This is a genomic window from Enterococcus sp. 4E1_DIV0656 (assembly GCF_002140695.1).
GTDB classification, from domain to species: domain Bacteria; phylum Bacillota; class Bacilli; order Lactobacillales; family Enterococcaceae; genus Enterococcus_D; species Enterococcus_D entomosocium.
Genome location: NZ_NGLF01000002.1, coordinates 575,331 through 590,212, shown reverse-complemented (window position 1 = coordinate 590,212; position 14,882 = coordinate 575,331). Strand labels below are relative to the sequence as shown.

Genomic DNA, 14,882 nt, shown 5'->3' with positions numbered 1-14,882 from the left:
CATTTGTTTATAAGATAAATATAAATAATTTCTGCTTGTTTATAAAATAAACCTTTTGTGTTTTGAAAGGTGAAATTCAGTGTTTTTTTAATTATTTATCGTGTTTATAATTTGTTGGAAAGAAATAAATTTGCTAGAATTTTGGTACACAGTGTGTTCGTTTAGTTATTTTATTTTTTAGTTTCACAAGAGTGAGCTAATGTGCTTCTAAACTATTTGAACAAAAATCACTGGGTTTTTCAGAAAGCATGCGAAAAAATCTTCGCTTTGCGATCGGTTACTTTTTGTTTTCTCTCTATGCCTTTAGGTGTTGGGTTGAAATAGATTTTCATCTGGTTTTAAAGGGGGAAAGAAGGATTCCAGAGATCATCAGTTTTATCTTTTGTCGGTTAAATTTTTTTCGAACAGGAGGAGAATGAATGAAAGGCATTAATTATAAAAAGCTCATGGATTCAAAGAAAAACACACGCGTTCGAACAAAGAAAAATATTATTGCGAATTTAACTGTCAGTGGAATGTTGTTGACAAGTACGGTGGTCGTGCCAGCAAGTTTGTTATGGGCACCAACGACGGTTGAAGCTGCTTTGGTTTCAGCTGAACTTTTCTCAGATATCACAGCGTCTAATAACTCAGGCACGAGTGCGTCTGCACCTTATGCAACTCCTGGTGCAACGAACCAAGTCAATTTCTCGATTTCTGGATCGAATGCAGTAACGGTTGATGTCTTGAATGGGGATAAAGTCGCGGTTGTTGGGGTTCCTCAAGGCCTTACTGGTTTGGTTCAATCGGCAGGGAATGCATCGATTTTCACCAATGTGATACTCCAACTGGGGAATTTCCCAGCCTTGCAAACACTGATCGGTACAGTCACACCAGCAGTCAATACCTTGATCAGCACGGTGGATGGAATCGTCAATCAAAATTTAGCTGATGCACTTGATATTCCGCCAACAATCGTTGGCGGCTTGCCAAATCCGTTGTATACGGCGGCTTCAATCGTGGATGTTAGCCAAGTGATATCCGTCAACTTAGATGAAATCACTACCCAGTTAGACTTATTAAATCAACTTGGACAATTTGGCCAAGCGAATTTTGAAGTTCCAGCTGGACTAACCGATAACGAACGTGCCCTGATTGCCAATGTGGATGATGGTTTATTTATCGTTATCAATCAACGCATCAATCAAATTCTCGATAATTTACAAGCAGCCCAGATTCAAGTCAGTATTTTGGATGGTGCAAGTGGGATTCCAGGCATCGGTACCTTGATCGGTCAAATCAATACGTTGGTACAAAGTACCGTTAATACAGCTAAAGCCACTTTAAACGCAACGGTTGAAACAGCACAAACAGTCTTCAATGCAACGACAGATTTAGCAGATCAAATCGCTTCTGCATCTGTTTTAGGTCAAACCAATGTGGTCATTCCAACGAATGTCACCAGTCCGACCTATGCACAATTGGTTGAAAACGGCGTGGCGAATCCATCTAATCCTTACGAAGCCCGCTTCGAAGGAACGATGTCTCAACTTGATTTGATCACCATTGATTTATTTACGGATGCTGACGGCAATAACTCGATTTGGTTTGCGCCAGATACACCAGAAGATCAAACCGATACACCAACAATCAATCCATTGACAGCAGGGGAAACGACGATCAGCGGAACAGCTGAGCCAGGCGCAGCCATCACATTGGCGATCAACGGCGGTGCACCTATTACAACAACCGCAGATGGTGACGGCAATTGGACGGCAGATGTCCCTGAATTGGTGGAAGGCGATACAGTCACAGCAGTAGCGGAAGCTGATGGGGAATCGGCGAGTGAGCCTGCAACGGCAACGGTAGCAGCACCAGTGGTTAATGCACCAACGGCTTCGATTACAGGAAATAGTACCGATGGGTACCCTGTGACGGGGACAGCCGCAGCAAATGCAGCCATTGAAATCACCAATGCCGAAGGTGAAGTCGTTGGCTCTGGTACGGCAAATGAGAACGGCAACTACAGTATCACGTTGAACCCAGCAGATGTAGCAGAAAATGAAAACTTGAATGTTGCCGCAATCGTCACTGCCGGTGGGCAAACTTACCGTAGTGGTAATACGCCAATCGTCGTTCCAGCAGACGATGCGGAGCAACAAACGGGAACACCAACGATTCAACCGGTGACTGCCGGGGATACAAGCGTCAGCGGAACTGCTGAGCCTGGTGCCTCGATTACTGTGACCGTCAACGGTGCAGATCCGATCGTGACGGAAGCCGATGAAGAGGGCAATTGGCGTGTTGATGTGGACGAAGTGTCAGAGGGCGATACGGTTTCAGCTATCGCCGAACTAGCAGGACAAACGCCAAGCCAACCGGCTAGCACCACCGTGTCCGCCTTAACAGTCAACGCACCAACGGCTTCGATCACAGGAAATAGTCAAGAGGGCTATCCAGTGACTGGAACCGCAGCACCAAATGCGGCCATTGAGATCACCAATGCGGATGGCGAAATTGTCGGAACAGGTACCGCCAATGAGAATGGTATTTATACAGTCACGTTAGATCCAGCGGATGTTGACGCGGAAGAAACCCTGAATGTGACAGCGGTTGTGACCGCTGGCGGCGAAACCTATCGAAGCAACCCAACACCTGTTGTGGTGCCTGCAGATATCCTGCAGACAGAAACACCAACGATCGATCCAGTCAGTGCTGGAGATACGACCGTTAGTGGGACAGCGGAACCGGGGGCAACGGTAACGATCACGCTTCCTGAAGGCGATCCAATCACGGCTGAAGCCGATGATGAAGGCAACTGGGAAGCAACGGTTCCTGAATTATCAGAAGGCGATTCCGTGACCGTCGTAGCTGAGTCTGAAGGCAAAGATCCGAGTGCACCAATCACCGTGAGTGTAAACGGTTTAACCGTGGCGGCGCCAACGGCTACGATCACCGGAAATAGCACAGATGGGTATCCAGTAACGGGAACAGCGACTGCCAATGCAGCAATTGAAATTTTGAATGAAGCAGGAGATGTCGTTGGTAGCGGAACAGCTGATGAGGATGGCAACTTCACGATCACCCTTGATCCTCAAGAGGTGACAGCTGGCGACAACTTACGAGTGGAAGCGATCGTGACGGCTGGTGGTGAAGATTATCGCAGTACAGGCACACCGCTTGTAGTTCCTGCAGATGATGTCGAAAATTTAACGGAAACACCAACGATCGACCCAGTAACAGCGGGGGATACGACCGTCAGCGGAACGGCTGAACCAGGGGCAACGGTGACGATCACGCTGCCTGAAGGCGATCCGATCACGGCAGAAGCCGATGACGAAGGCAATTGGGAAGCAACGGTACCAGAATTAACGGAAGGTGATACGGTAACAGTCGTTGCCGAAGTAGATGGCAAAGAGCCAAGTGCACCGATTACCGTGACCGTTGATGGTGTGACTGTCAGTGCACCGAGCGCTTCCATCACAGGCAATAGTACGGATGGCTATCCGGTCAGTGGAACAACCACGCCGAATGCGGCCATTGAGATTTTGAATGAAGCAGGCGATGTCGTTGGTAGCACGACGGCGGATGACGCGGGTGCTTATACCGTCATCTTAGATCCAGCTGATGTGGCGCCAGAAGAAGCCTTGCAGGTGGTGGCAGTTGTGACAGCGGGCGGTCAAGACTACCGCAGTAATGCCACGCCAATCACGGTACCAGCAGACATTGAACAAACAGGGACACCAACGATCGATCCGGTCACAGCAGGTGATACCACGATTAGCGGAACGGCAGAACCAGGTTCGACGGTTACTGTTACGATCACCGGTCAAGAACCAGTAACGGCTGAAACGGATGACGAAGGAAACTGGCTTGCGGAAGTGCCAGCAGTCTCTGGTGGTGATACAGTCACAGTCGTTGCGGAAGCCGAAGGCAAAGAGCCAAGCGCGCCAGTCAGCGTTGGAGTCAATGGAGTCACCGTTGCAGCACCAACAGCGATCATCAGCGGCAATAGTACCGATGGCTATCCAATCACGGGGACTGCTCCAGCGAACGCAGCGATCGAAGTGTTGAATGAGTCAGGCGATGTGATCGGTACTGGGACAGCCGATGGGGATGGAAACTATACGGTAACCATCGCACCATCCGATGCAGCACCAGAAGAAACCTTGTCTGTCGTTGCGATCGTTACAGCAGGCGGAGATCAGTACCGCAGTCCTGCCACACCGGTGACGGTCCCAGCAGATGAGCTTGAACAAACAGCATCACCAACCATCGACCCAATCAATGCCGGGGATACGACGATCAGTGGGACCGCAGAACCAGGCGCTACGGTGACGGTAACGATCCCAGGTGAAGAACCTGTTACTGGTGAAGCCGATGACGAGGGGAACTGGACAGTTGAAGTTCCTGAAGTTTCTGAAGGAGAAACCGTCACAGTGGTCGCACAAGCACCAGACAAAGACCCAAGTGCACCGATCAGTGTTGGAGTCAATGGGTTGACGATCGCTACACCAACCGCGACGATCAGCGGCAATAGTACCGTAGGTTACCCAGTAACGGGAACGGCACCAGCCAATGCAGCCATCGAAATCTTGAATGCCGATGACGAGGTCATAGGTATTGGCACCGCCAATGACGAAGGCCAATATACGATCACGTTAACGAGTAATGACGCGTCTCCAGCTGAAGCCTTACGGGTGGTGGCGGTAGTCACAGCCGGTGGTCAAGAGTACCGCAGTGCGGCTGCACCAATCACAGTACCTTTGGATCAAACTGCAGTCCCAACGATTGAATCGGTGACAGCCGGCGACACGACCATCAGTGGTACGGCTGAACCTGGCGCGACAGTCTCAGTCACGATTGGTGACGCAGAGCCAGTCACTGCCGAAGCGGATGACGAAGGCAATTGGACGGCAACTGTGCCCGAGGTTTCTCAAGGAGAAATTGTTTCTGTGGTAGCGACCCTTGATGGGGAAACACCAAGTGATGCAGCTACGGTCGTCGTAAATCCACTCACTGTGGCGACACCGACAGCAGCGATCAGCGGCAATAGTTCGGAGGGGTATCCAGTAACCGGAACGGCCACGCCAAATGCAGCGATTGAGATCTTAAATGCAGCCGGTGAGGTTGTTGGTAGCGGTGAAGCAAATGAGGAAGGTGCTTACAGCATCACATTGAGCAGCGACGATGTTGATCCTTCAGAAGCACTTCAGGTGGTGGCAGTGGTAACAGCTGGCGGCGATGAGTACCGCAGTGCGCCGCTCTCCATCGTGGTACCAGCAGACCAAACGACCACCCCAACGATCGATCCAGTGCAAGCAGGTGATACATCCGTCGGAGGAACTGCCGAACCTGGTTCAACGGTGACGGTAACGATTCCTGGAGAAGATCCAGTGACTGCCGAAACGGATGAGGAAGGCAATTGGACAGTCACTGTACCAGAACTTTCAGAAGGCGACACGGTCACAGTGGTTGCTGAAGCTGAAGGCAAAGACCCAAGTGCACCAATCAGTGTTGGTGTCGGTGCCTTGAACGTGGCTGCACCAACCGCAACGATCACGGGCAACAGTACTGACGGCTATCCAGTCACAGGAACAGCACCAGCCAACGCAACCATTGAAATCTTAAATGCTGCCAATGAAGTGGTAGGCAGTGGTACTGCCAATGGAGACGGTGAGTATACGATCACCTTGACAGAAGGTGTTTCACCAGCAGAAACCTTGCGAGTGGTGGCTATCGTATCAGCCGGCGGTCAAGACTATCGCAGTCCGGCAACTACTATCGTGGTGCCAGAAGATAACGCAGAAGACCAAACAGCGGCACCGACTGTCGCACCAGTGATTGCTGGGGCTACAACCGTTAGCGGAACGGCTGAACCTGGGGCCGATGTATCGGTTGAACTACCAAACGGCGATACTGTTACAGTGGTAGCGAATGACGAAGGTGAGTGGACGGCAACTGTGCCGACGGTTTCTCTAGATGATGTCTTGACAGTTACTGCCTTGGCAGACGGCAAAACAGAAAGTTTACCAGTAACAGTGACGGTGCAAGGGCTGATCGTGGCAGCACCATCGGCAACGATTTCTGGCAATAGTGCAGATGGCTATCCAGTAACTGGTACAGCACCAGCTAATGCGTCAATCGAAATCTTAAATGCTGATGATCAAGTGATTGGCACAGGGACGGCCAATGAGAATGGTGTTTACACCGTTACCTTGACCAGTGAAGAGGCATCAGCAGGAGAAACGGTCCGTGTCATTGCCATCGTTTCAGCAGGTGGGGATGACTTCCGTAGTCAACCAACGGCTGTCGTGGTACCTGCGGATCAAACGGCGACACCAACGATCAATCCAGCAGTTGCCGGCGCAACAGAAATCAGCGGGACAGCCGAACCAGGAGCAATAGTCAACGTGACGGTCGGTGAGCAAGACCCAATCTCAGCCGAAGTTGACGAAGAGGGCAATTGGCAAGTTGATGTGCCAGAGCTTTCCGAAGGGACGATTGTTACGGCAGTAGCAGAAGTAGAAAATGAGACACCAAGTACACCAGCAACGATCACAGTCGGTGCATTAACGGTGGCGGCTCCTAGTGCGTCCATCAGTGGCAATGCAGCCGATGGTTATCCAGTGACCGGAACAGGACCAGCGAATGCGACCATCGAAATCTTGAACGAAGCTGGCGAGACAGTTGGAACGGGTACGACCAATGATGCAGGGCTTTACACGATCGATTTGACCAGTGAAGGTGTCTCTCCTGAAGAAAACTTGACGGTAGTTGCGGTGGTCACAGCTGGTGGTACAGATTATCGTAGTCCAGCGACACCAATCATGGTGCCAGCTGAACCGGGTGAAAATCAAACAACGGCACCAACGGTTGATCCAATCAAAGCAGGCGACGAAACAGTTAGCGGAACGGCAGAACCAGGCTCAACTGTGACTGTGACACTACCTGACGGCACAGAAGAAACCGCCGAAACAGATGATGAGGGCAACTGGAGTGTCGATGTGCCTGAATTGTCTGAAGGGGATACCATCACAGTCGTCGCAGACAGTGACGGCAAAGACCCAAGTGATCCAATCACTGTCATCGTTGAAGGAGTGACTGTCGCAGCACCAACAGCTTCCATCAGCGGCAACAGCACGGAAGGCTACCCAGTGACTGGTGCAGCACCAGCCAATGCAGCGATCGAGATCTTGAACGCAGACAATGAAGTCGTTGGAACAGGCACTGCCGATGGAGACGGCAACTATACAGTGGACTTAACTGCTGAAACTGTCGATCCAGAAGAAACCTTAAATGTCGTTGCCATCGTAACAGCTGGTGGGAAAGAGTATCGCAGTAATCCAACAGCGGTCATCGTACCAGCAGATACGGTAGTGGATCAGACAGCTGCACCAACGATCGATCCAATCACGGCAGGAGATACCAGCATCAGTGGGACCGCAGAACCAGGTTCAACCGTGACGATCACCGTACCAGATGCGGAACCAATCACGGCTGAAACGGATGACGAAGGCAATTGGACAGCAGAAGTACCAGAAGTTTCTGAAGGCGATGCAGTCACTGTTGTGGCTCAATCACCTGACAAAGAGCCAAGCGCTCCAGTAACAGTTGGTGTGGGGGCGTTGACGGTCACTGCTCCTAGTGCAACCATCACAGGCAATAGCACGGATGGCTATCCAGTAACTGGAACGGCACCAGCCAATGCCACCATACAAATCTTGAATAGCGATGGACAAATCGTCGGTTCAGGAACCGCAGACGCGGAAGGAAACTACAGTATCACTCTTGAACCAACAGTTGTTGCACCAGCGGAAAGCCTAACAGTCGTCGCAGTTCTGACAGCTGGCGGCAAAGAATACCGCAGTAATGCGACACCAATCGTGGTACCTTTGGATCAAGAAGAGCAACAGACTGCAACACCAACGATCGATCCAGTCAAAGCTGGCGATACGACGATCAGCGGGACTGCCGAACCAGGTTCGACGGTGACGGTAACGATTGGTGAAAATGAACCGATCACAACTGAAACGGACGAAGAGGGCAATTGGACAGTCGAGGTACCTGAAGTTGCGGAGGGTGATACCGTCACTGTTGTGGCACAATCCCCTGAAAAAGACCCTAGTGCACCAATCACAGTGAGTGTGGATGGCACCACGGTTTCAGCACCGACCGCTTCCATCACTGGCAATCCAGAGGATGGTTATCCAGTGACGGGGATGGCAGCACCAAATGCGGCGATTGAAATCGTGAATGAAGCGGGGGATGTCGTTGGATCAGGCAATACTGATGAAAATGGCAACTACACGATCACGCTCTCTGGTGAAGATGTTTCTCCTGAAGAATCATTGAACGTCGTTGCGATCATTACAGCCGGCGGCAAAGACTATCGGAGTAATGCGACACCAATTGTAGTGCCCGTTGAGAATACGATCGATCAAACGGCCACACCAATCATCGAACCAGTCACAGCTGGTGACACGACCATCACTGGTACTGCTGTACCGGGATCGATGGTCACCGTGACGGTAACGGGAGAAGAAGCGGTTGAAACCGAAGCAGATGAAGCAGGAAATTGGTCAGTGGAAGTTGCAGAAGTTTCTCGAGATGAAATCGTAACAGCAGTGGCGCAAAGTGAAGGAGAAACCACCAGTGAACCAGCAACGACCGTTGTTAATGGCATCACGGTCAACGCACCTTCAGCGTCCATTACGGGTAATTCCCAAGAAGGCTACCCAGTAACCGGGAACGGGCCTGCCAATGCAGCAATTGAAATCCTTAATGAAGAGGGTGATGTCGTAGGAACAGGCACGACCGATGAAAATGGTGACTATACGATCACATTGACTAGTGAGGATGTCGCACCAGAAGAAAACTTATCGGTTGTGGCGATCGTCACTGCTGGTGGGGATGACTACCGCAGTAATCCGACACCAATCGTCGTACCTGTCGATGATGAAAGCATCAAGACAGATACACCAACCATTGACCCAGTTACGGCTGGTGATACAACGATCAGCGGAACGAGTGAGCCAGGTGCTACGATCACCGTTACCATCAGCGATCCGTTAACAAGTAGATTCCTGACCATCTTCGCGGCTGAAGGACCAATCACAACGATCGCCGATCAAAATGGTGACTGGGATGTTGAGTTATCCGCGGAAGCGACGGAAGGCGAAACCGTTACGGTTCTTGCTTTAGCCGAAGGCGAAACCTTAAGTGATCCGACGACGACCGTAGTCGGTGCCTTGACGGTTGACGCACCGGTTGCCACGATCACTGGCAATCCTACCGATGGCTATCCAGTCTTCGGGAATGGGCCAGCCAATGCGACGATCGAAATCTTGAATGAAGCGGGTGACGTTGTCGGAACTGGAACGACCAATGGGAATGGTGCCTTCAGCATCACATTAGACCCAGAGGATGTTTCACCAGAAGAAACCCTTAACGTTGTGGCTATCGTTACAGCAGGTGGCAGAGAATACCGCAGTGCAGCAACACCAATCGTGGTACCAACGGGTGACAATGGTACGGATGGTACCGACGGCACGGACGGTAGCAATGGCACGGACGGTACCAATGGAACGAATGGTACCGACGGAAGCAACGGCGCTTGGGGTAACTGGGGCAGTTGGGGGAACAACAACGGCAACGGTAGCAATAACAACCAAAGCTGGTGGGGAAGTAAGTACCTACCGAAAACGGGATCTGAAGGAACTTGGTATGCTTCACTGATTGGGGCAGCAGTCTTCGTTGTAGGAGGAATTGGTTTGTTCTTCAAAGCAAGAAAGAAAAAAGACCAACAAAAATAGCATGACTTTACCAGCGGAGTGGACATCCTCCGCTGGTATCTCTAGTGAACAATAGTTTTGAAGCAATGATCATCGTTTCGTAAAGAAAGGGTTAGAAATGGTATGAAAAGCAGAAGGAGGGAAAAACGTCTTTACAAATGGACGATCGGCCAATTAATTCTCTTTTTGACCAGCATCAGTTTCGTCAATTTGTATCTTTTAACAACGACAATAAAAGCCGAAGCAGCAGTGAATGTTTTAGATGTGGAGATTTTAAGCAATTTAACGAGTGCCAATACAAGTGGCACCTCAGTGAGCGTTCCATGGCCAGGCAGCGTGACAAACCGACCAGTGACTTTTTCGATTAAAGGCAACGGTGGCTTGAACGCTTCTGTCAATGTCAGTGGGGAAGATAAATTTGCTTTATTAGCGATCCCAGCAGAATTGAGAACTAGCATTAGTGCCAATGGATCAGCAGCCATCAAGACGTCGACCACAGTCAATATTGCCAATGTCCCACTTTTGAATGCGATCTTAACAGCGCTTGATTCCTTGACCAGTTCACTAAATCTCAACCTTGGGATTGTTCAGATCGATTTGACAGCGATCAATCAGCAGATTTCTTTGCTAAAGACTGTCGGAAATATTGGGAATGTTGAATTTACCAGTCCGTTGCAGTTTACGACCCAGAAAGAAGCTTTATATGCCAATATGAGTTCGAACCTTGGTGTCGTCTTAGGAACCAATGTCCCGCAAATTCTACGGAATTTAAGTACCGCGATTCAAAATACCCAGATCCGAGTGATCGGTATCGATATTGGCGGCGTCGTTCGCACATTGCTGCAAGGGTTGCTCAATACCCTGCTGAGCACCGTGAATTCAGCGTTGAATGATTTGGCAACTGTCCAAGAACAGCTAGCGGATGCAGCTGTTTTAGGAGCAACGGATGTTCAAATTCCGACGTTACTTTCAGGTCCGGGTCAGTTGACTGCAAATTGGACCGCTAATTTTTCCGCTTCTGTTTTGAAAGCAAAGCCGACGGACATCAATCTCTTAAACTTTAGTGCGCTAAATATCAGCAGTCGCCAAACTATGGTTTATTTCATGGTCGAAGCACTGACGATGGATCGGACGAATTTGCCGACTCAGCTGAATTTTGGCCGACATGCCATTCAAACGAAAAAGAGTGAGACGTGGCGGGCAACCGCCAACGGCGATCAAAGCGCAGCTGCTACAACTGGGATTTTACGGATCAATGATACCCGCAATCGGCAGAAAAAATGGCAAGTCAAGGTCAGACAATCCACCAATTGGGTCAATGGTACACGCACATTGCCAGCCGCCGAATTAAGGGTTCAGCTTGGCACTGTCAATTCGACCTTTACGGATGGTCGAGTGGTTTTACCTGATAATGCAACGATTGCCCTGCAGCAAAATGTCGAAAAAAATGTGGTGACGTTGGAAAATGCGGCATCGACTGGTGGACTGACCGTTAACTTCTCACAGTTCAATTTATTTGTACCTGAGAAAACACCTAAATTTCAAGGTCAGTATCGCGCCACAGTCGTGTGGACCGTTTCCGATACACCTTGAAAAGGAAGAGCAGAATGAAAAAGAATTCCCTTGTGCTGCTTCTGATTTTGATGATCGGCAGTTTCTGCAGTTTCGTTCCATCAGCAGTAGCCAATACGACGACCGGCAACATTGAGTTTTATGAAGGACCAACGGAAACAGCTAGCAGTGATTCAATTGATGAAGAAATTGAACCACCGCCCAGTCAAGAAACGGTCACTAACGTAGAAGAACCACTGCCGCAGCTTGCTGAAACCAATCACTTTTGGCTGCCCTTAATAGGTGGATTCTTCATTAGTCTGACATTGATCATTTGCATCAAAAAAAGGAGGATGGCAAAATGATTTCAAAGAAATCGGTAATAGGCGCATTGGGGGTATTGACCGCCCTTAGTATTGTGACCACGGTGCAAGCGGACGATACGACCGGTGTCGTAGAATATACCTCTGGTGGCATCGTGTTTGACCCGGATAAAGGCGGGAGTGATCCCAATACGCAGCTACCAACGAATTTAGATTTTGGTGCCCATGAGATCCAAACAGAAAATGCCGAAACGTGGGTGGCTACTACGGATGGGACTGGACTACCTGGCGATGGGTCCACGCTGCAAAGAGGGGCAGTTGCAGTCAGTGATAACCGAGGACAGGCGAACTCTTCTTGGGCAATTAAAGTACGGCAAGCAACCCAATTTACGGCAGGAGACAGTACGTTGGATGGTGCGGTATTAACGGTAGATACGGGTACATTGACCAACAACTTAAGTTCGCCGCCAACCGGAACCAGTGATATTGCCAATGGCGAGCTTGATTTTGCGGCGATCAACAATGAATATGCTTTCTTGACCGCCAATGCTGGTGAAGGGATCGGTGAAACGTCGATGCCTCTAGAACAATTTACCCTTTCGATCCCAGCCAATACGGAAAAACAATCGGCAACCTATCAAACGACCCTCGTTTGGACGATCAGCAGTGCTCCGACGACCCCATAGGTTAGTAGTCATTGCTTAACAGTTAGCAGAAAAAAAGCAGCTTGCCTAAGCGGCTGCTTTTTATGCTAGCTGATTTTTCTTTCCTATTTTGTGTAGAAAGGATCTGACAGGATGCATCAGAACAAACTTCGAGGCAAAGGATTTCAGTATTGGGTAGTAAGTATTCTAACGGTCTTATTTTTCATTGGTACTAGTAGTACGGGGGCAGCAGATTCACTTGATACCTTCGATGTTCAAATCAAATTGCCGGAGTCACAGCGGGACAAAGAGTTGATGTACTATGATTTGTTGCTGGAGCCCAAGGCAGAAGAAAAACTAGCAGTCATGGTTTCCAATAAAAGCGAGCAACCAATCAATCTACAGCTATCGTTTAATCGAGCGGTCACGAACATGACTGGCGTCGTTGAGTACTCTGGGGCAAATGAGGAAGCAACGCCTTCTGCTCCGTACGCGATCGAAGAACTCGTTACTTTAAGTGATGAAACACTTTCATTAGCCCCTAATGAACAAAAAGAAATCACCTTGACAGTCCGGATGCCATCTAAATCCTTTGATGGGATTTTGGCAGGGGGACTATACGTACAGCAAACCGGCAGTGAAGAATTTCAAGGGAATGTTCAAAACCTATTAGCAAGAGAAGTGGCGGTATTGCTCCGAAATAAAGAGTCAGACATCCCGCCAGCGGTCCGAATTGAAGAAGCCCATTTGGAAGAGATCAACCGCCGCAATGTCATCATCGTAGCGGTGGAAAATGCAGCAGCCGATTATCTCAGTAAAGCCACGCTTGCTTATGAAGTGTTTCATGAAGGAAAAGCAACAGCCATCAAAGGAGAAAAAGAGATCCAATTAGCGCCCAATGCATTAATGAATTACGCACTTCCGCTGGATGGAAAGGAACTGCTATCAGGAGAGTATGAAATAAAAGCGACCCTCAAAGCAGCCGATCAAGAATGGCAGGGAGAGCCGACCTTCCAAGTTGCAAGGCAAGAAGCGCAAGAAAGAAACGAGCAAGATGTCAGTATTGAAGAAACCGCTTCGCCGATCCTTCTCTATCTATCGATTGGTGGTGTTTTATGTTTGATCATCGCCTATTTAATTTGGCATAATCGAAAACTAAAACGAGCATTAAAAAAAACAGATGATAAAACCCCATGAGCACTTGTAAGAAATTCCGTATTAATATAGAAGGAAAAAAAGAAAACAATTAAAATTCACGGGATGCATGTAAATCAGAAGCATAATAAAAGCAGCAAACAGGCCATTTATTGTTCGAAATAAATGGTTTTTTGTCGTGTCCATGAAGATTCGATATGGTAAATTAAGTAGAAAATTTTTTTTGATTGCATCTTGCAGCAGCGAACGATCACTTTTATTTTGATGGAAAATCTTCAGAGGAAACAGTTGATTACCCTTAACCGGACTGCCCAAAGAGAAGGGTAGCTTTTTTTTGCGAAAAAACGAAGAATAAATAACGATTAATATTTTATTTGAACGAAGGTTATTTTTTTGAAAATCATTAGAAAGGTTGGGCAGTAGTCGGTAAGTTTTGGAATATTTAACTAGTTAAACTACTTAAAAAAACATAAGTTTTTATTGTTGTTTGCGCTTTCTGTCTTATAAATGTGTTAAGAAAGCAGTACGACGGGAACTCCTTTACTATAATAGGTTTAGACCAATTATAAAGTCTTTTCTTACTTTGTTTTTAATTTAAACTACCTTTTTTGCATAAACGTTTCGCTAATTCGTTTGAAAGTGCAAGCAGGCATTTTTAATTAAGAATACAATTAGAAATGATGTGAAAAGGAGAATTAAGATGTCTGCAAATTTGAGCAATTTCGCTGTTTATATAGTAGATGACAACTTTTTTAATGGAAATTTGATGAAAAAAATGATCACTGAAAGTCATGTTCCTTATTCTATGGTGGAGATCATTTCACCGGAAGAACTAGATTCTTTTCTTGAAGGGTACTTAACAGATGTGAACGATTTATTTTTATTTTCCATTGAAATGATGGGATTTGATCGAAGTTTTCAATTAGCAGGGCGATTGAGGGAGCAGTGCAAAAAGTGTCAAATTGCTTTTTATGGTGCCTATGCGTCCAAAATCGAAATCAAGAAACTGAATCTTATCTGTCCTTTAGGAATCATCGATACAGAAGAAAAGGATGTGGCATTGCAGTTAAGAAATTTGTTAACAGAAGCAATTGAAGTGAAACGATCATTGCTGGGAAAAAAACACTTATTAAAAATTGTTAGTAAACGAGAGTTGATGATCGTTGATGCAGAAGCAATCAACTACATAACAACGATCAAAGGTGAGCGAAACCGAATCGTATTCCATCAAAAGAAATCAGTTGAGTGCATTGAAACTTCGTTAAAGGTCATCAAACAGCTAGATTTGCCTGAGTATTATAAAGTATTCAAATCGTACATTATTAATGCGCGACAAATCAAAATGATTGATCGAACAAACAATGTTCTTTGCTTTTTTAATGGGGAAGAATTAGAAGTTGGAAAAAAAATCCGTAAAGCAATCAGTTAAAACTACA

General features: G+C 47.7%; 6 protein-coding genes. All 6 read left to right on the top strand.

What is annotated here, in order from left to right:
* Positions 1 to 419 precede the first annotated feature (419 nt).
* Positions 420 to 9,794, top strand: coding sequence for an Ig-like domain-containing protein (locus tag A5882_RS16075; RefSeq protein WP_086373117.1), 9,375 nt, complete (start codon positions 420 to 422; stop codon positions 9,792 to 9,794).
* A gap of 102 nt (positions 9,795 to 9,896) precedes the next feature.
* A complete protein-coding gene (locus tag A5882_RS16070) occupies positions 9,897 to 11,366 on the top strand; it encodes an adhesive domain-containing protein (RefSeq protein WP_086373116.1) in 1,470 nt (489 codons plus the stop codon).
* 14 nt (positions 11,367 to 11,380) lie between these two features.
* On the top strand, positions 11,381 to 11,689 hold the full coding sequence (locus A5882_RS16065) for a hypothetical protein (RefSeq protein WP_016620539.1): 309 nt from the start codon (positions 11,381 to 11,383) through the stop codon (positions 11,687 to 11,689).
* The gene (locus A5882_RS16060; RefSeq protein WP_005235021.1) at positions 11,686 to 12,333 is read left to right on the top strand and encodes a WxL domain-containing protein; all 648 of its coding nucleotides are present in this window, start codon (positions 11,686 to 11,688) and stop codon (positions 12,331 to 12,333) included. The genes A5882_RS16065 and A5882_RS16060 overlap by 4 nt, the downstream gene beginning before the upstream one ends.
* Positions 12,334 to 12,444: 111 nt before the next feature.
* Positions 12,445 to 13,488, top strand: a complete 1,044-nt coding sequence (locus tag A5882_RS16055) for a DUF916 and DUF3324 domain-containing protein (RefSeq protein WP_005235023.1) — start codon at positions 12,445 to 12,447, stop codon at positions 13,486 to 13,488.
* Between the two features lie 658 nt (positions 13,489 to 14,146).
* Positions 14,147 to 14,875 carry a LytTR family DNA-binding domain-containing protein gene (locus A5882_RS16050; RefSeq protein WP_086373115.1) on the top strand — a complete coding sequence of 243 codons (729 nt, stop codon included), beginning with the start codon at positions 14,147 to 14,149 and terminating at the stop codon, positions 14,873 to 14,875.
* Positions 14,876 to 14,882 lie beyond the last annotated feature (7 nt).